Origin of the sequence: Senimuribacter intestinalis (genome assembly GCF_943192965.1) — a bacterium.
In the GTDB taxonomy this organism is placed as follows: Bacteria; Bacillota; Clostridia; order Peptostreptococcales; family Anaerovoracaceae; genus Senimuribacter; species Senimuribacter intestinalis.
Genome location: NZ_CALPCF010000001.1, coordinates 46546 through 67593 on the forward strand (window position 1 = coordinate 46546; position 21048 = coordinate 67593).

The 21048-nt window shown below is 42.8% G+C and carries 24 protein-coding genes; 2 read left to right on the forward strand and 22 right to left on the reverse strand.

Annotation, left to right across the window (positions count from 1 at the left end):
* Positions 1-20 precede the first annotated feature (20 nt).
* The 17 genes from NFR88_RS00230 to NFR88_RS00310 form a co-directional block, all read right to left on the reverse strand.
* The gene (locus tag NFR88_RS00230) at positions 21-683 is read right to left on the reverse strand and encodes a GTP pyrophosphokinase family protein (protein ID WP_160201242.1); all 663 of its coding nucleotides are present in this window, start codon (positions 681-683) and stop codon (positions 21-23) included.
* Positions 684-693: 10 nt separating this feature from the next.
* Positions 694-1542 carry an alpha/beta fold hydrolase gene (locus NFR88_RS00235; RefSeq protein WP_160201243.1) on the reverse strand — a complete coding sequence of 283 codons (849 nt, stop codon included), beginning with the start codon at positions 1540-1542 and terminating at the stop codon, positions 694-696.
* 373 nt (positions 1543-1915) lie between these two features.
* Positions 1916-2563, reverse strand: coding sequence for a flavin reductase family protein (locus NFR88_RS00240; RefSeq protein WP_160201244.1), 648 nt, complete (start codon positions 2561-2563; stop codon positions 1916-1918).
* A 3-nt stretch (positions 2564-2566) separates the two neighbouring features.
* On the reverse strand, positions 2567-3511 hold the full coding sequence (locus NFR88_RS00245) for an RluA family pseudouridine synthase (RefSeq protein ID WP_251613174.1): 945 nt from the start codon (positions 3509-3511) through the stop codon (positions 2567-2569).
* Between the two features lie 8 nt (positions 3512-3519).
* Positions 3520-3975: a signal peptidase II gene (gene lspA, locus NFR88_RS00250; protein WP_160201245.1), complete on the reverse strand. Its 456-nt coding sequence runs from the start codon at positions 3973-3975 to the stop codon at positions 3520-3522.
* Between the two features lie 45 nt (positions 3976-4020).
* Positions 4021-4752: a DivIVA domain-containing protein gene (locus NFR88_RS00255; RefSeq protein ID WP_161908213.1), complete on the reverse strand. Its 732-nt coding sequence runs from the start codon at positions 4750-4752 to the stop codon at positions 4021-4023.
* Between the two features lie 21 nt (positions 4753-4773).
* Positions 4774-5061, reverse strand: coding sequence for a YggT family protein (locus NFR88_RS00260; RefSeq protein ID WP_251612548.1), 288 nt, complete (start codon positions 5059-5061; stop codon positions 4774-4776).
* Between the two features lie 6 nt (positions 5062-5067).
* Positions 5068-5574: a cell division protein SepF gene (locus NFR88_RS00265; RefSeq protein ID WP_160201248.1), complete on the reverse strand. Its 507-nt coding sequence runs from the start codon at positions 5572-5574 to the stop codon at positions 5068-5070.
* Between the two features lie 31 nt (positions 5575-5605).
* Positions 5606-6310 carry a YggS family pyridoxal phosphate-dependent enzyme gene (locus NFR88_RS00270; protein ID WP_160201249.1) on the reverse strand — a complete coding sequence of 235 codons (705 nt, stop codon included), beginning with the start codon at positions 6308-6310 and terminating at the stop codon, positions 5606-5608.
* Positions 6311-6340: 30 nt separating this feature from the next.
* Positions 6341-7324 carry a biotin/lipoyl attachment domain-containing protein gene (locus NFR88_RS00275; RefSeq protein ID WP_251612551.1) on the reverse strand — a complete coding sequence of 328 codons (984 nt, stop codon included), beginning with the start codon at positions 7322-7324 and terminating at the stop codon, positions 6341-6343.
* A 14-nt stretch (positions 7325-7338) separates the two neighbouring features.
* Positions 7339-8082: a tRNA (guanosine(37)-N1)-methyltransferase TrmD gene (gene trmD, locus NFR88_RS00280; protein ID WP_160201251.1), complete on the reverse strand. Its 744-nt coding sequence runs from the start codon at positions 8080-8082 to the stop codon at positions 7339-7341.
* Positions 8082-8579, reverse strand: coding sequence for a ribosome maturation factor RimM (rimM, locus tag NFR88_RS00285; RefSeq protein ID WP_251612554.1), 498 nt, complete (start codon positions 8577-8579; stop codon positions 8082-8084). Before rimM ends, trmD begins: the two co-directional genes overlap by 1 nt.
* A gap of 75 nt (positions 8580-8654) precedes the next feature.
* The gene (locus NFR88_RS00290) at positions 8655-8894 is read right to left on the reverse strand and encodes a KH domain-containing protein (RefSeq protein WP_160201253.1); all 240 of its coding nucleotides are present in this window, start codon (positions 8892-8894) and stop codon (positions 8655-8657) included.
* A 17-nt stretch (positions 8895-8911) separates the two neighbouring features.
* Positions 8912-9154 (reverse strand): 30S ribosomal protein S16, encoded by a 243-nt coding sequence (gene rpsP, locus NFR88_RS00295; RefSeq protein ID WP_160201254.1) that lies wholly within the window; start codon positions 9152-9154, stop codon positions 8912-8914.
* A 47-nt stretch (positions 9155-9201) separates the two neighbouring features.
* Positions 9202-10542, reverse strand: a complete 1341-nt coding sequence (gene ffh, locus NFR88_RS00300; RefSeq protein ID WP_251612558.1) for a signal recognition particle protein — start codon at positions 10540-10542, stop codon at positions 9202-9204.
* A gap of 3 nt (positions 10543-10545) precedes the next feature.
* Positions 10546-10905, reverse strand: a complete 360-nt coding sequence (gene ylxM, locus NFR88_RS00305; protein WP_201759528.1) for a YlxM family DNA-binding protein — start codon at positions 10903-10905, stop codon at positions 10546-10548.
* 154 nt (positions 10906-11059) lie between these two features.
* On the reverse strand, positions 11060-11812 hold the full coding sequence (locus tag NFR88_RS00310) for a hypothetical protein (protein WP_207709514.1): 753 nt from the start codon (positions 11810-11812) through the stop codon (positions 11060-11062).
* A 511-nt stretch (positions 11813-12323) separates the two neighbouring features.
* On the opposite strand from NFR88_RS00310, the gene NFR88_RS00315 reads away from it, so the two are divergent.
* Positions 12324-13526 carry a BaiN/RdsA family NAD(P)/FAD-dependent oxidoreductase gene (locus tag NFR88_RS00315; protein ID WP_251612561.1) on the forward strand — a complete coding sequence of 401 codons (1203 nt, stop codon included), beginning with the start codon at positions 12324-12326 and terminating at the stop codon, positions 13524-13526.
* 16 nt (positions 13527-13542) lie between these two features.
* Complete coding sequence (locus NFR88_RS00320) at positions 13543-16008, forward strand: transglutaminase domain-containing protein (RefSeq protein ID WP_251612564.1); 2466 nt, start codon at positions 13543-13545, stop codon at positions 16006-16008.
* A 42-nt stretch (positions 16009-16050) separates the two neighbouring features.
* Here the strand turns inward: NFR88_RS00320 and NFR88_RS00325 are convergent, their stop codons facing one another.
* Genes NFR88_RS00325 through NFR88_RS00345 form a run of 5 tightly spaced genes read right to left on the reverse strand, consistent with a single transcriptional unit; the run spans position 16051 to position 21038 of the window.
* Entirely contained in the window at positions 16051-16323 is a 273-nt protein-coding gene (locus NFR88_RS00325) for a putative signal transducing protein (protein ID WP_251612566.1), read from the reverse strand.
* A 2-nt stretch (positions 16324-16325) separates the two neighbouring features.
* Complete coding sequence (thrS, locus tag NFR88_RS00330; protein ID WP_307726225.1) at positions 16326-18071, reverse strand: threonine--tRNA ligase; 1746 nt, start codon at positions 18069-18071, stop codon at positions 16326-16328.
* Positions 18072-18098: 27 nt separating this feature from the next.
* Positions 18099-19421, reverse strand: a complete 1323-nt coding sequence (locus NFR88_RS00335; RefSeq protein ID WP_251612568.1) for an LCP family protein — start codon at positions 19419-19421, stop codon at positions 18099-18101.
* Positions 19422-19437: 16 nt separating this feature from the next.
* Positions 19438-20214, reverse strand: coding sequence for an ABC transporter ATP-binding protein (locus NFR88_RS00340; RefSeq protein WP_251612570.1), 777 nt, complete (start codon positions 20212-20214; stop codon positions 19438-19440).
* A 17-nt stretch (positions 20215-20231) separates the two neighbouring features.
* A complete protein-coding gene (locus NFR88_RS00345; RefSeq protein ID WP_251612573.1) occupies positions 20232-21038 on the reverse strand; it encodes an ABC transporter permease in 807 nt (268 codons plus the stop codon).
* Positions 21039-21048 lie beyond the last annotated feature (10 nt).

Consider the following 21048-nt stretch of genomic DNA (forward strand, 5'->3'; position numbering starts at 1 on the left):
TTACTTTTCGGAAACAAAATTTATACTCTGGCTTTCTCACGAATACTGAGCATTCTCTCATCAGTTTGGGAAATCGTATCCGCACACTGTTTCAGTTCCTCAATAATTTCATCTTGATTCGGAATATCCTGCTTGTACTTAATCCTGTGTTCCAAGGTAGCCCAAAAGTCCATCGCTACTGTCCGAATCTGTATTTCAACCCGCATAGGTCTTTTTTCGTTGGAGAAAAAAACAGGCACTTCCACAATCATATGGTAGCTTCGGTAGCCGTTTGGCTTTGGATTCTTGATATAGTCCTTAATCTGAATGACCTTTAAATCATCCTGCGCCTTCAGCATGTCCGCCACATTATAGATATCGTCGAGAAAGGAGCAAATCACTCTGATTCCTGCAACATCATTTAAGTTTTCTTCAATGGATTGCAGCGATACCGGAAATCCCTGTCTCTGCAGCTTTTCTAAAATACTGAATGTCTTTTTTCGTCTTGCAGTAATGGATGAAATCGGGCTCTGCTGTGCCAGCGAAAGCTCATCGTTTAGAATCTGCAGCTTTGTCCTAACCTCTCTAATCGCAGAATCATAACGCATCATCAAAATATCATACTCCTGCAGCACTTTCTTCGGATCGCCGTCATGAGCTGCAAGCAATTCATCCATCAATACCTTTGTGTTTTCTTCATTCATGTCTTTACCCCTATTCTACAATAAACTGTCCTATCTTTTCTATTACTGCCTCTCCTGTATCCTCTTTTCCTCCGTTGTGAATTTCGTGACAATACCCCGTCCACTCCACATAAGTAAAGTTTTCTCGCTGAGAAAGTCTCGCAGCAAGCCTTCTGCTTCCCTCCACGTCGCAGATTTTATCTGCGTCACCGTGCATCAAAAGAAAAGGTTTATCCGCTGCTCCTCCATTATCTGGGTGACTCCCCTTATAAATGGCAGTACCAATATCAAAACCGTCCACAGCACAACGCAGAGAAATTCTGGAATGTACCAACGGATCCTTCTTAAAAGGTTTTACATAGTCTGGATTCCCAAGATCCTTCTCATCGATATTCTGACTGATAGTCGCTTTCGGCGCTATCTTTGCGGCAGTACGAATCAACGGAAGCAGTGGTCCGGGCACAGACATCACCAGCTTAATCCACGGCGCAGAAATAATATATTTCGCGGGAATGTAATTTTTGCTTCCGCGCATCATATAGTCAAGACCGATATTTCCTCCCATACTGTGTCCATAAAGCGTGATAGGAAGTCCTGGATAAAGTGTCTTCGCCCGCATAATCAACGCATCCACATCGGCAAGTACTTCTCTTCTCGGCGCAGTATCACCACGCACACCACTTGAAATACCATGACCTCGTAAATCCATAGACACGATAGCTATCCCCTTTTCTGCTAAAATCCGTGCCATTCTCTTATAACGACCTGCATGCTCTCCGATTCCGTGAATCAGGCAAAGCACATGAGACGGATTCTCACAGGAAAAATGATATCCTGTCACCGCCTTATCTCTCTCTGGAAATGCAAAATTTTCGTACATGATTTACGCTCCTTTACAAAAAAGTATCAAAATCCTACAAAAAAGTGTCAAAATCCGACATCCCCCTTGTTTTTTTGAAAAAAATCGTCTACAGTAGCTTTGTAAGCTGCACTTTGCCTCGTGCTTTAGAAGGAGGCGTTAGCATGATACAAAAATACTGTTCCCTCTGCGGAAACATCTATCACAACACAACATTTAAAGGCGGATATGTGTGTGAAGATTGTGTTAAATACATCAAATGTAACCAAAAACTTTAGATTAGCTGACGTACAAGTTCCACTCTTACCGCAAAATATCGCAGTTTGATTTCAAACACGAACGAAAGGCACATCTGGCTGGGCGCAAGCTTACAAGGCTGACTGCCGCAAGGCACTCAGCCTTTCTTCCTCTTTTTCCCATACCTGTATCCGGCCTTCTTTTTAGTCTCCATTCTTTCTCTGTTAATCCGCTTTCGGGTCTTCGCTTTCATAATTGAATAGCCAAACTTACCCAAAGGCTCCTTTTTCAGACCAAAGTATTCACCGTGACTATAGCACAGAAGTCCTGCCCGCTCCAGACACAGCTTTCCCTTTTCATCAAAAAGCGCTTCCTCTGCATGAACACCTACAATCTCTGCAATGAACATATCGTGAGTCGGATATTCCTTTACCTCCACCACTTTACATTCCAGATTCACAGGCGACTGCTCTATCATCGGACAAGACACATGGTCCGCCGCTGTCAAAGAAATTTCCATCTCTAAAGCCTTGTTCACATCGCGCCCCGATTTGACACCGCAAAAGTCTGTCGTCTTCGCAAGTTCCTCTGTCGTTAAGTTTATGACAAATTCGCCAGATTCAGAAATCAAATGGTGGGAATATCTGGACTTCCGCACTGACACATAAGTCATTGGCGGATCCGAATTAATAATCCCTGTCCATGCGATGGTTATAATGTTTGTCGCAAGACTGTCACCGCAAGTTACTAATACCGCCGGTACTGGATTTAGCATAGTTCCGGGCTTCATTGAAATTTTTGCCATTTTCTATTCCTTTCTCAATTTGGCGAGTAACTCTTCAAAGTACCTGGGAAGAGAACTTTCAAACTCCATATACTCTCCCGTCCTGGGATGCACAAATCCTAACACCTTAGCATGAAGCACCTGTCCACTGCAATCAGGTGGAAGCTTGACTGCACTTTTCCTCGGTCCGTATACCATATCCCCTGCCAAGGGATGCTTAATATGCGCCATATGAACCCTTATCTGATGAGTTCGTCCCGTTTCTAGTCTGGCCTCAATTAGCGTGAAATTTCCAAAACGTTCCAGTACCTTGTAGTGCGTAATTGCCCTCTTTCCGTGGTCCAAATCGGTCACCGCCTGTCTGAGACGATTTGCCGGGTCTCTGCCGATAGGAGCCTCCACTGTCCCCTCATCTTCTTTTATGTTATGATACACCAGTGCCTGATAGGCTCTGGTGATAGTATGGTCTGCTAACTGCTTTGACAGGGACTCGTGAGCAGCATCATTTTTGGCAATCATCAAAAGTCCGCTGGTGTCCTTATCTATCCTGTGCACGATACCCGGTCTTACAACCCCATTAATTGATGATAGCCTGTCCCCACAGTGAAACATAATTCCGTTAACCAAAGTTCCCGTATAATTGCCTACAGCCGGATGAACTACCATGCCCTTTGGCTTATTGACAACTAGAACATCTTCATCTTCATAAACTATGTCCAGAGGAATATCCTCAGCGCAAATGTCCAGTTTTGTCGGCTCCGGTATAGCAATTTTAATTCTATCGCCAAACTTTACTTTATATTTTTTTGAAATGCAGATTTCTCCGTTTACCGAGATATTGCCTTTCTCAAAAAGCTTCTGAATAAAACTCCTCGACATTCCCGAAAGTACCTGCGCACACGCAGAATCAACTCGACTGCCCTGCAGCTTTTCTTCTATATCAAACTCGTATTGGATTTTTTCTTCCATCTTCTTTCTCACGACTTCCTGCTCTTTAATTTGTCTCCAGCCAGCACATATAATACCAATACGCCGCACCCCACTGTCACACCAATATCCGCGATATTGAACACCGGCGGGAAAATAGAGAAATCCAGCATATCCGTCACATAGCCCAAAGCTATGCGGTCAATCAAATTGCCGATGCCTCCTGCCAGAATCATGCTCCACGCAAGGTATAAACTGAAATGTTCTCCTTTTTTTCTATGAAGAATCACAATGGCTGCGATTACTACCAATAGCGGAATCAAGATTAAAATCACTTTTTGACCGCTGAACATGCTAAAAGCAGCACCTCGGTTCTGAATATACGTCAATCTAAAAAAATCCCCAACAACACTGACAGACTCTCCCAGATACATTCGGGTACGTACCAGCAGCTTGCAAAGCTGATCTGCTATAACAAGCAAGCAGGCTAATATATAATATCTCATGACAAATTACGGGGCAACACATGTGCCCCGCCTCCTAATTCTTACTTATTTGATGACTCTGGTTTTAAACATGTCACTGTTTACCTGGGTCGTTTCTTCATTTCGCCTGCTCTGCAGGTCTTCCATCAGCATCTCTTCTAAAGATTTCTCACCGCCGATTACCATGGTATCTCTGGAATCCATCTTGGAACGCACCTGTGTTTTCTGCAAAGGTGTCATTGCTGGTTCCGGATTACTCTGCATTGGTGACTGCGCTGGTCTTGCCGGTGCTTTCGGGGCAATTGTCTCCTCCATTGAAGCAGGCATAAACTCTCTTTCAAGCTCCGCAAAAAGTTCTTCGCTGGAGCCTTCAATCTGGCTAAGCTGATCTTCAAGAAGCTTTCTGTAGCGTTCTCTGAATGTACTTAGTCTGTATTTAAGTTTCTCACCCTCTTCAGTCAGCTTGGACACAGAGTCTCGTGCTTCTCTCTGAATGGTCTCAGCATCCAGCTGCGCATTTCTGATGATAATCTCTGCTCTCTTTTCTGCGCTCTCAGAGATATCGTTCATCAGTTTTTTAGCAGACTCCAAAGTATTCAGGACAGATGTCTCTGAACGTTTATACTGACTTAAATCTGCTTCTAAGCTCTTGATGGTCTTCTGCTGCCGTGCGTTTTCGTCCATCAGCTGCTGCAAGTCAAGGATAATCATATCCAGAAATTCATCGACTTCCTCTGCATTATATCCTCTCATTGATTTAGAAAATTCTTTTGTTTCGATTTCCTGTGGAGTAATCATATCTCTACCTCCCGATTTTTCTTAAAGAACGATTAATACCAGTTTCACTAGAAGATTTGCTACAATCTCGATGAGAAAGAACGCTAGAAGCACAGAAAAATCCAGCATGCCTGTGTTGATATTCAGCTTATAAAGAAGCTGTCTGCAAGGATTTACAATAGGCTCCGTCAGCTTAGTTAAAAACTGATAAATCCTTCCTACGGCTGAATAAGGATTTGTTGCAAACCAACTCAGCAGTGCTCTTACGACAAGAGCCATAGTTAAAATCTGTGCAAACCAGTAAATTGCTCTTATTAAAACAATAGCCAAATTTATTTACCTCCAGGGACTCTTTTCTTCCGCACCAAACTCAAAGGCGGTTCTATCATCAGAAGCGGCGGAAATACCTACGTTTTCTGGAGCAAAGATAAAAATATTGTTTGCTACTTTCTGCACATTTCCGTTAAGGGCATAAGTTGCACCACTCATAAAATCGAAAATCTTTCTTGCAACTTCTGTCTCTAATTTCTCTAAATTGATAATAATAGGTCTTCTGCCTTTCAGGCTGTCCACAAGTTTCGGACATTCTTCAAAAGCTTTTGGTTCGATGAGAACCAGTTTAAATGCGCTGGTACCTGTTACAGAGAAGCGCTTTTCGCTTGGTTTGGATTGAGAAACGCTCGACTTCTTCTCTGGCAGCACTGTTGTCTCACTTACAAAGGAACGTCTTGGCTCCTTTGCAAGCTTTTCTTTCGCTGCATTAACTTCTTCTTCTGTAATCATTTCATCGTCATCTAATTCTTCGATTCCGATTACCTTCTTGATTGAATCTGCAAAACCCATATTGTTTTCCTCCTAAATTATATTTGTTTTATTATTTTTCTTCACTTCGATAGTCACGATACCCGAAAATGGCAGTCCCGACTCTGATTAAATTCGAACCCTCTTCTATGGCTACTTCAAAGTCATTGGTCATGCCCATAGACAAATACTGGAAGTCAATTCTCCCTTCCTGGCTACCTGCGTACTTATCATAAATTTGCTTTACTTCTGAAAAGTATGCCCTTGCATCATTTGGATCCTCTTCATAAGGGGCAATACACATCAGGCCCCTAATTCTGATATTCGGGCACTGATTAGCAATGTCTAGAATCAACTGATCCGTTTCTTCGGTAGTGATGCCAAATTTGGATTCTTCTTCGGCAGAGTTGACCTGTACTAGAATATCCATAGTCAAATTGTGCTGCGCTGCCCGCTTGTCAATTTCTCTGGCAAGCTTTAGTGAATCCACGGAATGAATCATGGACACCTTATCAATAATATATTTTACTTTATTTGTCTGTAAATGTCCAATCAAATGCCAGCGAACAGGTTTTACTTTTTCATATTTGTCCATGATTTCCTGAACTTTATTCTCACCGATATCTGTAATACCTGCATCGATAGCCTCATTGATTTCGTCTGCTCCATGCAGCTTGGTAACTGCCACCAGCAGCACATCACTTCCACTTCTGCCGGATTTTTCGGCCGCAGCTGTCTTCAGCTCCTGAATATACTCGATATTTGACTTGATCGACATATTTTAAGCACCTGCCTTTGTTTAAGTTTTTTAATTTTTTGGCTCTTTCAGCACTTCATCGTAGATTTCTACAGTATCGTACCGTTTGCCTGTTTCTGCGTCGTCAAAGAATCTGTCAGCTACCAGTGAGCGAACACCGTCAGTCGCATACACTTTTATTGGCACAAAGTCAGAGCCGCTGGTCTTCTTTTTAACAAAAACTCCCAGCTGTCCATTTTCCTTGGTGATGCTGCTGTTTTCGACAAGAAGCCCTCTCTCCTCATAAGTAACCAGTGTCACCGGACATGCACGCATCTGCATGTATTTTTCGTAGTAATTGCTGCATGCCAATATAACTCTGGTATGTTCGCCATCTACATCTGCTGTTACGCTGTGCACCTCTGCGTCTACAGTTCCATCTTCAAATTCGACTATGACATCTTGTCCGGTTTTGTAACGTGCCCCATGGTCTTTAGGTACGAAAGTCACGATATACCACTTAGTTCTATCAACAACTTTAAAAACCGGCTCTCCTCTTACAACTGTATCTCTTTGCAAGTTCTGCACGCTGTCCTGACTCAACTTGCTGTAGTAGCTATATCCGCCGTTTTTCATATTGTTCGGGCGAATACGTCTTTCGTAGCCATCGGCGTAATAGCTGATAACGCCGCCCTTTGTAGCCGCATAATCACTGGTGAGAATTGCATCGTCTCCCAGCCTGTCCACAATCTGCGAAAACTTATCATCAATTTCACCATCCGCCCCTCCGGTTATTTCCATCACTGTAGTGCCTTTGCGCACCAAGGTGCCGTTATCAATATACCGATTGGCGGTACCTGTTGTCCCTGCGGTATAAACCTGTTCGTTGCGAACCAGATATCCGGTCACCTCATCGGCGACCTTAAGCTCGCCGTATTCAACGATATAAGAAGACACCAGCGCCCCTGTTACTGATGGTACAATGTAGATAATCACATACAGCAAAATCAGCGCCAGCATAAATAATACAATTGGACTTTTTCTAATCTTTTTCATAAAAATATTTTACATCATTTCAGTATTTTTTCCAATACCTTTCGTTCATCTTTTGTCAAATCTTCACGGTTTCTCACAAATTTTTCAAATAAATCGGGACGAACTTCCTTTGTCAGCCGGAGCGCCTCTTCAAATCTCCACAAATCGATTAATTTGTGATTGCCGCTGAGTAAAATTTCCGGCACCTCCATGCCTCGATAGTCTCTCGGTTTGGTATACTGGGGATACTCTAAAAGCCCGCTGTAAATAGATTCTTCTGTTGCGGATCCTTCCCGTGGTAAAACACCCGGTACCAGTCTGGCGACAGAATCCATCAGCACCATAGCTGCCAGTTCCCCACCAGTCAATACATAATCACCGATAGAAACCTCCTCCATCTGCCAGTAATCCAGCACCCGCTGGTCAACTCCCTCGTAATGACCGCAAAGGATGGTAATTTCTTTTTCAGCTGCAAGTTCTTCAATTTTTGTCTGATCCAGCACCTTGCCGCGAGGCGACATGTAGAGCAGCTTCTTTTTGTCTCTATCTTTATCTGCGTCGATATGTTCTAATGCGCCAAAGATGGGGTCTGCCAGCATCAGAAGCCCTGGACCTCCGCCGAAGGTATAATCATCTGCTTTCTTATGCTTATCCTGACTGAAATCACGGATATTGATGAACCGAAATTCTAAAATACCCTTTTCGCAGGCTCTTCCAAGTATGCTTCCCGTTACAGCAGAAAACATTTCAGGAAACAGCGTCAATACATTGATTTTCATTACGGAATCATCCCCTCTATCAGATGTACAGAAATAACGCCCTCTTTCAGATTCACTTCCTTGATGAACTCGCTGACCGCTGGAATCATAATCTGACCGCCGCCGGCAAGCTCCACCACGTAGACATCCTGACTAGAAGGCTGCAGAACGTCCTTCAGCTTTCCCAGCTGCTTTCCGCTGTCCACATCCTCTACTGCAAGGCCTATCAAATCTCTTATATAAAAGGTATTCTCCGGCAGCTCTAACAAGTCATCTTCTGTGATATAAACGTCCTTTGTCTTCAGCGACTCGGCTGCATTTCTGTCGTTTATACCAGAAAGCTTCAAAATCACCATATGCTGCTGATACCTGACTTTTTCAATTTCATATTCTTTATCATCGACGATAATTCGTGTCAATTCCTCGTAGCGCTCTTTGTAACCGGAGTAATTATAGACTTTAACTTCTCCGCGAAGCGCTACCGCATTAACGACACGTCCGATTTTAATTTTTTCCATTTTTCTCCTAATACTATTTCAGGCACATGAAAATACCTGACAGGTAAATCCATGTGCCCGATTTTGTCAGCAATATTATTCGTCTTCTGAAACGATTTCTACTACTACTTTCTTGTTCTGCTTTGTGGCGGCAGCCTTGACAACAGTGCGGAGCGCCTTGGCAATTCTTCCCTGTTTGCCAATAATTTTCCCCATATCATCAGCTGCAACCTGAAGCTGCAAAACACTGCCCTGATCGTCCTTTGTTTCTGTCACTACAACAGAATCCGGATGTTCAACCAGCGATTTTGCAATTGATTCAACTAATTTAGTCACGTCGTCTCACCGCTTTCTTATTCAATGATGCCAGACTTCTTAAACAGGCCTTTTACAACATCTGTAGGCTGCGCACCGTTGGATAACCAAGTCTTTGCTTTTTCATCATCGATTTTGATTGTAGGTGGCTCTGTCAGAGGATTGTAGTAACCGATTTCTTCGATAAATTTACCGTCTCTAGCTCTGCGAGAGTCAGCAACAACCACTCTATAGAAAGGTTTCTTGTGTGCACCCATTCTCTTTAATCTGATTTTTACCATTTTCTGTTCCTCCTTTTATGATAATTCTTTTGCTTTTATGTCAGAGTTTAAAATAAACCTCTAAATAACTTGTTTTTCTTCATGGCTTTCGGATTTGAAAGCTGCTTTACCATCTTCTTCATTTCTTCGTAACGCTTAATCAGGTTGTTAATCTTGCTAACCGGCTGTCCACAGCCTGCTGCAATTCTCTTTCTCCTGCTGGCGTTTAAAATATTTGGGTTCTGCCTTTCCTCAATCGTCATAGACTGTATGATGGCTTCCATCTGACGGAATTCCTTCTCACTTTCTTCAAGGTCCACGCCTTTCATCTGAGCTGCACTTACACCCGGCATCATCTCCAAGATTTTGCCAATGCCGCCCATATTTTTAACCTGCCCCATCTGATCCAGAAAATCCTCTAAGGTAAACTGATTTTTCTTCAGTCGCTCTTCCAGTTTCTCAGCCTTTTCCTGGTCAAAAGCCTGCTCTGCTTTCTCAATCAGTGAAAGCATATCACCCATACCCAGAATTCGGCTCGCCAATCGTTCCGGATGGAACGGCTCCAGCGCGTCGAATTTTTCGCCCACGCCCATGAACTTAATCGGCTTGCCGGTTACTTTCTTTGCAGAAAGGGCTGCACCACCGCGAGAATCGCCATCCATCTTGGTCATGACAATTCCATCTACACCCAGCTTTTCGTTAAAACCTTCAGCTACGTTAACTGCATCCTGACCGGTCAGCGCATCTACTACCAGTAAAATCTCATGAGGTTTCACTTCGCCTTTGATGTCCACAAGCTCATCCATCAGCGCCTGGTCAATCTGCAGACGACCTGCGGTATCGACAATGAGGACATCGAAACCTTTTTTTTCGGCCTCTTTCTTTGCTGCCAGCGCAATCTTTGCAGGTTCCTTACTGTCACGCATGGTGAATACCGGCGTATTCACTGATTTTCCTACAACCTCCAGCTGGTCGATTGCGGCCGGTCTGTAAATGTCACATGCACACATCATCGGTTTCTTACCATGCTGTTTCAGATAGTTTGCCAGTTTTCCGCAGGTGGTAGTTTTACCCGTACCTTGCAGACCAACCATCATGATGGTAGTAAAACCCGATGGCGAATAGGTCAGCTTGCTGCCGGTTCCTCCCATCAGTTCCACAAGTTCCTGATTGACTATCTTAATAATCTGCTGCGCCGGCGTAAGACTTTCCAGCACTTCGGTGCCCAGACACTTTTCTTTTACATCGTTTACGAAGCCTTTTACAACCTTGAAGTTGACATCTGCCTCCAGCAGCGCCAGCTTCACTTCCCGCATTGCATCGTTTATATCAGCTTCTGTCAGGACTCCCTTGCCCTTCAGCTTCTTAAACGCATTCTGTAATTTATCCGATAAACTCTCAAATGCCATTTCTTAAGCATCCTCCAAACTGTTAATAACAGACTTAATCTCTTCTAATTTTTCAACCAAATCCGTCTGCTTCCGATACTTCACTGTCAAGTCACAAATCATCTGGTCAATACGGACGATTGCCTCGCTGGATCTCATAAATTTGCTAACCAGTCCCAGCTTATCCTCGTACTCTCTGAGGGATTTCTCCGCTGTCTTCAAGGAGTCGTAAACGGCAGCTCTCGATATGCCAAACTCCTCTGCAATCTCTGCTAATGAGAAATTTTCTTCATGATAAAGGCGCATTACATCCTGTTTGCGCTTTGTAAGAAGCTGTCCGTAAAAATCATATAAAAGACTAGCTTCTGTAATCTTATCTATCATTCCTTCCCCTCTTTTTGAGATGAAAATCCAGTCAAATGTCAAGGCTGATTCCTTAACACCGTATTACTTTACCATATCAGGCACCGGGTGTCAAGGGTTTTTCCTTGACATCAAATTTTATTTTTTGCCCTTAGACATCCATATGCTGCAGTCTCTACGCCGCTGCGCCGAACCACAAGTCCAGCGTTCTTTCAATCATCAGAGAATCAATGTGATTCTCCGCATCGTCAAAAGTCAAAATCAGGTTTACACCTGGAACTATACCATCTCTAATATAGTCTGCAATACGAAAAAGCGCCTGTTTTAGATACTCCATATCTGTAATCAGTCCAAGGTGTTCCCAGTAGATGATTCTTCCTGTTCTCGGGTCTATAACTTTAAAGTCTGGTGCTTTCTTATACCCATTAATATATGTAACTTCTTCATAGCGATACTGCAGGCCTCGTGCTGCTACTGCATTGGCAATAATAACCTCTGATTTAGAGCGCACTTTATCGCCTTTTTTTGTAGAATTCAAAAGGTTCTCCGACCTGCTTGTTGACTTTACGTAAAACTCACTTCCCCATCTATCCAAGTTAAATACCCCCGCTGTATCAAAGCAAGACTGCGGCAAACTTTGATATGCCTTCGGAAACTGTTTCTGCAAAACATTGGGGTCAATGGACTGATAACCATTTAAAAACTTTTCCATCAAGGAAATATTAGACTCCATCGCCTGAATCGCTTTACGCAGGTAATACTTCTTCTGTAAAAGCTGCACCTGTGGATTTGTTTCCTTTCCCAAGTACACACTTCTCTTTTTTCCGCGGAAGTTAGTAACCTTCGTATAATACTTTACTCCGTTTCTCTCACTGGCATATAAAGAGCCTTTCGGCAATTTTTTCAACTGCTCTTTATACCGTTTCAATATATTTTTTTGTAAATTCAAATCTCGCTTCACACATTCCTGACTATTAAACAGCACATTACAACACCTCTCTTTCAAAGAAAAAAATATTTTGCAGAACTCCTCCCTTTATTTTAGAAAAAAATGCAAAACAATTTCTTTAACTTCTTAAAATTCCTTTCTCAAATGATAAATACTGCTCCTGAGCTCTGACAACTTCTACTTTTAGTCAAGAAAAGTAGAAGTTCTCGCCTTCGTAAAAGAAAAATCCAGATATAAATTAGTTTTTAACCAATTTAACATGACGATTTTCCTTTTTTTGATTCTTATTTTACTTTTTTCTGTAAAATGATTTTTAATTTCGAAAATGCCAGCAACTCTATTCTCATTATACAGAATTCTGGCGCATTCTTCAACCATTTTTTTACATATTTTACATATTTTTTATCATCATCACATTCCGCTTGTTGACGCATACCCCAAACTACGTTATAATTTCTGTTAGACTAGAAGAGAAAGGATACTTCCCTTCATGATTTACGATTGTATTATTGTCGGAGCTGGCGCATCAGGCCTGTTCTGCAGTGCCGCTTTTCCCACTGAAATAAACGGCCTGATTTTAGAAAAGACAAAAAAGCCCGGCACCAAACTATTGATGAGCGGCGCTGGTCAGTGCAATATTACCCATAGCGGCTCCATCAAAAACTTTATTTCCATGTACGGAAAAAACGGCAGCAAAATCAGAAGCTGCCTTTATAAATACAATAACCTGCATCTGCAGGATTTTTTGTGTAAAAACGATGTGCCCACCTGGGAACGGGAAGATGGAAAAATCTTTCCAAAATCTATGAGAGCAAAAGACATTCGCGATATGCTGCTTCGCAAAGGCCGTGAAAACGGATTTTCTATCCTGTACAATTCATCGGTTACTTCTATTGTACAGCATAACAGTTTATGGCAGGTCTGCACAAATGCAGATTCTTACCTGTGTAAAAATCTGGTAATTGCTGCCGGTGGTTGCTCTTTCCCTCAAACCGGCTCTGATGGATCCATATTTAAAGTGTTGACAGAAAACCAAAAAGAAGATCAGCCGCGTCTTGATTTAGCACCCTTGCGCCCTGCTCTGACACCGGTCAATGTCGCTTCCTATCCCTACAGCAATTTATCTGGAATTTCCTTTAAAAATGCTGGTCTTTCCATCTGGCGAAATGGAAAGCTCTGTACGCGTGGAAACGGACCGCTGCTTTTCACTCATGAAAATTTTTCCGGTCCTTTAATTTTAAATTTTTCCAAAGTTATCACAAAAAACGACAAAATTGTGTTAAACTATTTATATCCAAGTGAAAAAACTGAGATTCTGGATAAAATAAATTATGTAATGCAAAACCGCAACAAACAGCTTATTAATTTGCTTGCAAATGAACTAAAGCTGCCAAAAAGTTTTTTGAAAGAGGTCATCGCTGTGACCTGTGAGAAACCCAAAGCCATTGCAGAAAAGCTTACTGCAGACACTTTTACAGTCACCTCGCCGGGAGGTTACCAAAAAGCCATGGTTACAGCAGGTGGCATTGCCCTTTCAGAAATAAACTGTAAAACCATGGAATGCAGCCGTTATCCAGGTCTTTTTATCATAGGAGAAGTCCTTGATATCGACGGTGCAACAGGAGGCTACAACTTACAATTCGCTTATTCCTCCGCCTGCGCCGCTTCTTGCGAGATTTTAAATAAAATTTAGCCAAAAGGAGAACAAAATGCCAACAGTAAAAAATCGACGTTTCAAATCCATTTATATAATACTTATCATTTCCCTTGTGCTGTCCTGTATCCCTGGCAGCGCTTTTGCGGTTATGAAAGAAGTAGGTAGTCCTTCTTCTGTTACTACCTTCAATTCCAGTGAGGCGATGACAAACGACTACTGCAAAGCAACAGTCAAAGGAAAAACTATGACCATTCAGCTGCGAACAATGATTCCGACCTACGAGTTCCGCCTTGCACTCTACGGTGTAGTTCCTAAGACGGGCTACACTGATTTGGACATCTATATTCCTGCTGAATATATCGAACATACTTCCTCCGGCAATGCCGTATACGGCTTCAAATACACCCTAAACTTTGAGAATAAAGACATTGCAGACGGGCAGTATTTCCTTTATATTTCCAGAATTGAAACGCCGCAGGATACCTATGAAACCGCTCCAAACAGCGGTGGACTCTACAAAAATTTGGTCTTCAAACTTACAAAAGATACGCCAAAAATTCTGAAATACAATGATGTCATCACAGAAAATAAACGTGTTCGCGCCATCGGTGAAGACTACGATCCTGCCTGGTATCTGGATGAATATCTGGAAGACATTCGCTTTACCCTTAAAATTCCAGAAACTACTATTTATAAAGACATGACTCCAAGTAAGGTCGACTTCATGCATAGAATGAGCAACCAGATTACTGCAGGCGCATACAATGATTACGACAAACTTCTGAAAATTTATGAATATGTGGCACGAGAATTCTACTATGATTCGGTAGCGTTCTCTACTCATTCTTATCAGTACGCAAATCCATACGATAATTTATACAATCACGTTTACAAAATTCCAAGCGAAAACAGCGACAGCCTCGGACGAGTAGCGACAACCTGTCAGGGATATTCTGCGATTTTTCTTTCTTTAGCAAGAGCGCAGGGGATTCCCACCAGATTTGTCTACGGACACCGAGCAACCTCACCAATTAATAATTGGCAAACTGAAGCAAATATAGGGGTCAAAGACCATTGGTGGGTAGAAAGTTATGTAAACGGCAGATGGATTTTTATTGATCCGACTATTGGCACCAACAACAAGTACAACAAAACCACAGGTGTATGGCAATACTTTGGTCTGAACAACTACACTTACTTCGATCCTAGCAATGAACAAATTGCAGTGTCTCACATCTACCATAATATCTATCCCGATAAAAGATTCGGTTATATGATTAGCGACGAGACAGAGATGGACAAACTGACTGCATTCCTTAATGCCGCCTCAGATGGCAAAAAAAATGGCACTATCATGAACTCTGCATATACACCGTCTGATACCACCACCTGGGGAGACGGCACCAAATCTCATTTTATGACCGATGGTTACGGTAAAACTACACAGATTCAGTGGAGTAACAAAGGTTTTACCGGAGAAATAGACCTTTCGGGATTTAAGAAACTGAAGCTTCTCTCCATGCACGATAACAAACTGGAGAGTGCCGATCTGAGCAACTGCACCAGTCTGGAAAACGTATACCTTTACGGAAATAAACTGACTTCAGTCAATCTTGAAAATGTAAAGAATCTGCAGCTTGCCAGCATCACCACAAACAATGCGCTGAAAGATGCCACCATTTATGCCAATGGAAGAAATGTATACATCCACGCGGCCAGCAACGGCGCATTCCAGATACGCTATGACAACACACAAAGCAAAAAACTAGAGGTCAGATACAAACCGAATATTGGCTACAAGGTAAACGGACTTTACAACGGCAGCGGTAAAAAAGTCTCTTCTTCCCAGACCAAATATCTGATGAACCCCGGCTCTCGCACCTACGAGCTAAAATTTGCTCTCGATCCGAACAGCTACCGCTATCAACTTTATACTGGCAGAAACAGCAGCACGATTAGACCTTACACAATGGCTGCCCAAAAACGCTTGACAGCACTAGGGTATTACAACGGTGAAATCGACGGTATCTTCGATGATGAATTGGCAGAGATTACGAAAGTTTTCCAACATGTTAATGCAGTCTCTTCTGTAAATGGAACCATTGACCGTGCGACCTGGAGTATTCTCTTCAGTACGAAAGCAATCAAAAAACCATCCGATGAAGATATCACTAAAATTATCGATATCCACAATCAAAGTGTAAGTGGTGATATCACCTCTGATAAAGAAAAAGTCGTTCTGACGTGGGAGCTTGATAGTCCGCAGATTACCATGCCGACAGGCTATCAAGTATGGAAATCAACAAAGAAAACCAGCGGCTTTAGGAAAATCGGTTCTACAAAGAACTTCAAGTTCACCAACAAAGCTGGTCTAAAGGCAAATACGACCTACTATTACAAGGTTAGAGGCTACAAAACCATCAATGGTAAGATCTACTACACCAAATGGACTCAGCTGAAAGTAACGACGCCGAAAGCGCCCAAAAAAACAGAATCAAAAAAATCCGAAGATAATTAACTTAAAAGAGCCGGGCACACGCCCGGCTCTTTTATTAAAGATTCAATGAAACTCTTCGCAGTCATCTAAATCGATTGGAACTATAATATTCGCAGCATCTTCAAGGTGTTCTTCGGCTACGTAAAGGTCAATACCACGTGCACTGTTAATACCCATGACAATCTCCACGTAGTTTCCACCGCCTTCATACCTGCGAATGCAAACTATCTCTTCACTGCGAAGCTTGGACTCCAGAAGGTCTGCTTCCAGATTATCCTCAGCGGTGCAAAGATATACGCCGCCTCTCCATGTATCGCTTATATCTTTTTTATACATGATTAAATCGCCTTCGTTTTAATTTCTTCTACCAGCTTTGCAACAAATTCATCAGCGGCCATCTCGCCCAGATCACCCACCTTGGTGGAGCGAACAGATAAGCTGCCAGCTTCTGCTTCTCTCTCGCCAATGACGCAGATATAGGAAACTCTCTCGTTTCTGGCTTCTCTCAGCTTATAGCCAATTTTTTCGTTTCTGAGATCGAGTTCTACACGCAGACCCGCTTCCTCACACTTTGCGGCGATTTCTTTTGCATAATCAGAAAAGGCTTCTGCTACTGTCAAAAGTTTTACCTGCACTGGCGCAAGCCACAGCGGGAATTTTCCAGCAAAGTGTTCAGTTAAAATACCGATGAAACGCTCGATAGAGCCAAAGATGACTCTGTGGATCATAATCGGTCTGTGTTTTTCATTGTCGGAACCTACGTAAGTCAGGTCGAATCTCTGCGGCAGCTGCATATCTAACTGAATAGTACCGCACTGCCAGGTTCTTCCAATTGAATCTTCCAGATGGAAATCCAACTTCGGACCATAAAATGCACCGTCTCCTTCATTGACTACGTATGGCACGCCAACCTCTGCAATCGCCTCACGAAGCGCATCTTCCGCAGTCGCCCATTCCTCATCGGTTCCCATAGAATCCTCGGGACGAGTAGATAATTCTACGTGATATTTGAAACCGAACATACTGTAAATATCATCAATAAACTTTGCAACGCCTACGATTTCATCCTTTACCTGTTCTGGCAGCATGAAAATGTGGGAATCGTCCTGTGTAAAGGTACGTACGCGCATCAATCCGTGCAGCGCACCGGAAAGTTCGTGTCTGTGCACCTGACCCAGTTCTCCCATTCTAATCGGGAAATCTCTGTAGGACCACATTTTTCTCTTATAGCAAAGCAAGGAACCCGGACAGTTCATCGGCTTAATCGCATAATCCTGCTCATCAATCTTAGTAAAGTACATATTATCTTTATAGTGATCCCAGTGACCGGAAGTTCTCCACAGCTGTTCATTTAAGATCAGCGGTGTCTTGATTTCTACATAGCCTCTCTTGCGATGTTCTGCACGCCAGAAATTTTCCAGCTCGTTTCTGATGATCATGCCCTTTGGCATGAAGAACGGAAATCCCGGACCTTCCTCAAAGAGGGCGAATAAATCCATCTCTTTTCCAATTTTTCTATGGTCTCTCTTCTTTGCCTCTTCCAGTCTGTTGATGTATTCGTCCAGTTCTTCCTGCGTCGGGAAACAAGTTCCGTAAATTCTCTGCAGCATTTTGTTGTGCTCATCACCTCGCCAGTAGGCACCTGCCACGCTCATCAGCTTCACAGCTTTGATCTGACCGGTGGACTCCATATGTGGTCCTGCACAAAGGTCGACAAAGTCGCCCTGCTGATAGAAGGAGATTACCTCATCTTCTGGTAAATCCTGAATCAGTTCTACCTTGTAGTCCTCATCTCTATCTGCCATATACTTAATAGCTTCTTCTCTAGGAAGCTCAAATCTTTCCAGCTTGTAGTTAGCCTGAATGACTTTTTTCATCTCTTTTTGGATTTTTAAAAGATCTTGATCATTGAGTTTATGTTCCATGTCAAAGTCATAGTAAAATCCATTGTCAATAGCAGGTCCAATTGCCAGCTTTGCATCAGGCCATAGTTTTTTCACTGCCTGTGCCATGATGTGAGATGTCGTATGTCTATACCGAAGCTTGATTTCTTCGTCTTCAAAATTAATTTTCTCTTTTGCCATTTCTCTATCCTTCTTTCTATATATCATTTATGATTGTGAACTGTCTGTACCCGGATCCGGCATCGGCGTCGGCGTCGGCTCTGGTTCTGGCGTTGGCTCAGGATCCGGTGTCGGTTCCGGCTCTGGCGTTGGCTCAGGATCCGGTGTCGGTTCCGGCTCTGGATCTGGTTTCGGTTTCTGTGACGGCTTTGGATTCGGCGTTGTCGCAGGTTCTGGATCCGGTTCCTGTGAAGCACCGCCTGTATCAATCGGTTTCTGGTTGGTTACAGATGAACTGATATTGCTGATAATTGTAGCACTGATATTCTCTACTGTATCTGACGGTACATAATCCTGCTGATTGAACATCTCCTGATGCAGCTTTGTGGTATTTTCCGCCAGATTATCCGGGAAAACATAGGATATACCGTTCAGCAATCCGCCCGTCACATTATATGGCCATCCCGCACCACTTTTGATGTTAAAGTTTGCAAGACGCATAGCAAGTCCCAACATATCGTTGTTGGAAAGATTGGTCTGCACCTGCGGCAGCATCATATCCAAAAGATCGTCAAGCTTGCCGATATTCATTGTCTTTAATTTCTCAAAGACTTTGGTCAGAACAATTCTCATGCGTTCTGTACGCTTATAGTCATCACCCACACCTTTACGTATTCTTCCGTAAGAAACAGCCTGCACCCCTTCAATGGTCTGCTCACCAGCGCTTTCTACCAGTTTATAGGTCTTCTGACCAATATTATTAGCAGTCTGTACCGTGTATTTATTGAGCTGCTGAATTTCCTCTTCCTGCACATCTACGGTAATGCCTCCCACAGCATTTACAAGGTCGGATACAGCCTTAAAGTTCACGACAACAAACTTGCTGATATTCATATCCATAGCCTGATTCAGAGACTGAATCATCATAGCAGGTCCGCCAATTCTGTTGGCGTCTGTAATTTTTCCGTAAGTATCTGTATTGCCAAACTTCAGGTAAGTATCACGATATACACTCATCAGTTTAACTTCACCAGTTTCTTCCTTTATGCTGAGAATCATAATCGCATCCGCGCCAGAGCCTTGAATATCTTCCATATCCCGGCTGTCGACTCCCAACAGCAGAATGTTGATGTAGCCATCCACATCTACGCAGGACAATTCTTTCTCATCAAGTTTTACGCGGTCAATTTTGTCCAGCTTTGAGACGACATAGCCTGCTACACATGATACAGTAACAAGTATCACGATTAATGCGATAAAAATCGCTTTCTGCCAGCCCTTTAGCCTTCCAAACCATCTTCCGAACTTTTTGAAAATATTTCCTTCGTATTTGTTGTTATGCGAAAATATTTCATTTTTGCGTCTTGCCATGTTCCATCACTCCTTTTCAACCTAATACCTTTTTACTCTCTTTCGCCAAACGTGCTTCTCTTGCTTTCTGCAGATAATCCTCATAAAAGGCGATAGCTTCATCAATTTCACCATCAAAAGTGATTTTCCCCTTTCGCAGGACAATCCCTCTTTTGCAGAAATTCTTCGCAACGTTGGTGGAGTGGGTTACAAATAGAAATGTTGCACCGCTTTCAACAATTTCATTGATTTTTTGATTGCACTTCTGTCTAAAGTCCTTATCTCCTACACTAAGCGCCTCATCTACAATGAGAATTTCGGGCTTAATGTTGGCATTTATCGCAAACCCCAGCCTGGCTTTCATACCGCTGGAGTAAGTACGGACAGGCTGGTCGATATAATCTTCCAAATCTGCAAACTCAACGATTTCAGGTTCCAGCGCCTTGATTTCTTCCTGTGGAATGCCCAAAAGCTGACCTCGAAAGTAAATGTTTTCTCTTCCGGTGAATTCTGGGTCAAAACCCGCTGTCAATTCGAGCAGCGCACTGACCCTGCCGCTAACCTTAATTGTACCTTTGGTCGGATAAGTCACCCCGGTAATCATTTTGAGCAAGGTAGACTTTCCAGCGCCATTTCGCCCAAACAGCGCCACAGATTCTCCCTTTTCTATAGTAAAAGTTACATCGTCAGTCGCTTTTTTCAGCGTGGGCTTGATTCTCTTATTAAAGACGGCGCGAAACCGCTGTTTATCATTTTTATATAACTTATATACTTTCGATACGTTTTTAAACGAAATAGCCGTTTTGTTTTCCATATAAACTTCCTTTTCTTCTAGAGCACGTCCGGAATGTCCTTACGCAGCCTTCTGTATGCCCAAACTGCCAAAATGCACATCACCAGATACACAATGCCAAAATTAATCAGCTCCTGTGGATTTTCCCAGAACCACTGCTTGTAGATAAAGCAGTTTCTGTAACCGTTTGCAACCAGCGTAATCGGGTTAAACAGCAGGATATTCTTAATCCAGGTCTGGTCAATGCTGTTGGCATCATAGAGAATACCCGACAGCCAAAACAGCGCTGTCGTCAGTGCTTTCACCAGATTGAGAAAATCTCTGCTCATGGCACCGAGCACACCCGAAAAGAGCCCCCAGGCAGTAAAAAACAGGAACATCATCAGCATATAAAACGGCAGCTGTAGAGTGTAAATATCCGGCAGATAGCCAAATCCCGCAAAGATGGCAAAGACGATTACCATCAGCGCCAAATGCACCACAAAGAAGGACATACTTACAAAGGTCGGGATGGTGCAAATCGGATACTTAATTTTCGTAATCAAATATTTGTAGCGCCGCATCGAAGATGCCCCGCCGCTAATCATATCCCGCATATAAAACCACGGAATCATGCCCGCAATCAGCCATAGAAAAAAGGGATATCCTTCCACAGGATTTCCGTGTCTCAGCCCAATGGAAAAAGCAAACCAGAAAACAAAGATGGTGATGGCAGGTCTGATAATCGCCCATGCCCAGCCCAATGCTGCGCCTTTATAGGTTTTTATAATGTCCGACTTCGCCAGCTTGAAAATTTGCTTTCTGTAGTCGATATGTTCTTTTAAAATTTTCTTTACTGTTTTCACGTAGAATCCT

What these genes read in the sequence shown, in the direction of transcription:
- NFR88_RS00230 (WP_160201242.1), bottom strand. Translation starts at nt 683, where the DNA reads ATGAATGAAGAAAACACAAAGGTATTGATGGATGAATTGCTTGCAGCT.
- NFR88_RS00235 (WP_160201243.1), bottom strand. Translation starts at nt 1,542, where the DNA reads ATGTACGAAAATTTTGCATTTCCAGAGAGAGATAAGGCGGTGACAGGA.
- NFR88_RS00240 (WP_160201244.1), bottom strand. Translation starts at nt 2,563, where the DNA reads ATGGCAAAAATTTCAATGAAGCCCGGAACTATGCTAAATCCAGTACCG.
- NFR88_RS00245 (WP_251613174.1), bottom strand. Translation starts at nt 3,511, where the DNA reads ATGGAAGAAAAAATCCAATACGAGTTTGATATAGAAGAAAAGCTGCAG.
- lspA (WP_160201245.1), bottom strand. Translation starts at nt 3,975, where the DNA reads ATGAGATATTATATATTAGCCTGCTTGCTTGTTATAGCAGATCAGCTT.
- NFR88_RS00255 (WP_161908213.1), bottom strand. Translation starts at nt 4,752, where the DNA reads ATGATTACTCCACAGGAAATCGAAACAAAAGAATTTTCTAAATCAATG.
- NFR88_RS00265 (WP_160201248.1), bottom strand. Translation starts at nt 5,574, where the DNA reads ATGGGTTTTGCAGATTCAATCAAGAAGGTAATCGGAATCGAAGAATTA.
- NFR88_RS00270 (WP_160201249.1), bottom strand. Translation starts at nt 6,310, where the DNA reads ATGTCGATCAAGTCAAATATCGAGTATATTCAGGAGCTGAAGACAGCT.
- NFR88_RS00275 (WP_251612551.1), bottom strand. Translation starts at nt 7,324, where the DNA reads ATGAAAAAGATTAGAAAAAGTCCAATTGTATTATTTATGCTGGCGCTG.
- trmD (WP_160201251.1), bottom strand. Translation starts at nt 8,082, where the DNA reads ATGAAAATCAATGTATTGACGCTGTTTCCTGAAATGTTTTCTGCTGTA.
- rimM (WP_251612554.1), bottom strand. Translation starts at nt 8,579, where the DNA reads ATGGAAAAAATTAAAATCGGACGTGTCGTTAATGCGGTAGCGCTTCGC.
- rpsP (WP_160201254.1), bottom strand. Translation starts at nt 9,154, where the DNA reads ATGGTAAAAATCAGATTAAAGAGAATGGGTGCACACAAGAAACCTTTC.
- ffh (WP_251612558.1), bottom strand. Translation starts at nt 10,542, where the DNA reads ATGGCATTTGAGAGTTTATCGGATAAATTACAGAATGCGTTTAAGAAG.
- ylxM (WP_201759528.1), bottom strand. Translation starts at nt 10,905, where the DNA reads ATGATAGATAAGATTACAGAAGCTAGTCTTTTATATGATTTTTACGGA.
- NFR88_RS00315 (WP_251612561.1), top strand. Translation starts at nt 12,324, where the DNA reads ATGATTTACGATTGTATTATTGTCGGAGCTGGCGCATCAGGCCTGTTC.
- NFR88_RS00320 (WP_251612564.1), top strand. Translation starts at nt 13,543, where the DNA reads ATGCCAACAGTAAAAAATCGACGTTTCAAATCCATTTATATAATACTT.
- NFR88_RS00325 (WP_251612566.1), bottom strand. Translation starts at nt 16,323, where the DNA reads ATGTATAAAAAAGATATAAGCGATACATGGAGAGGCGGCGTATATCTT.
- thrS (WP_307726225.1), bottom strand. Translation starts at nt 18,071, where the DNA reads ATGGCAAAAGAGAAAATTAATTTTGAAGACGAAGAAATCAAGCTTCGG.
- NFR88_RS00335 (WP_251612568.1), bottom strand. Translation starts at nt 19,421, where the DNA reads ATGGCAAGACGCAAAAATGAAATATTTTCGCATAACAACAAATACGAA.
- NFR88_RS00340 (WP_251612570.1), bottom strand. Translation starts at nt 20,214, where the DNA reads ATGGAAAACAAAACGGCTATTTCGTTTAAAAACGTATCGAAAGTATAT.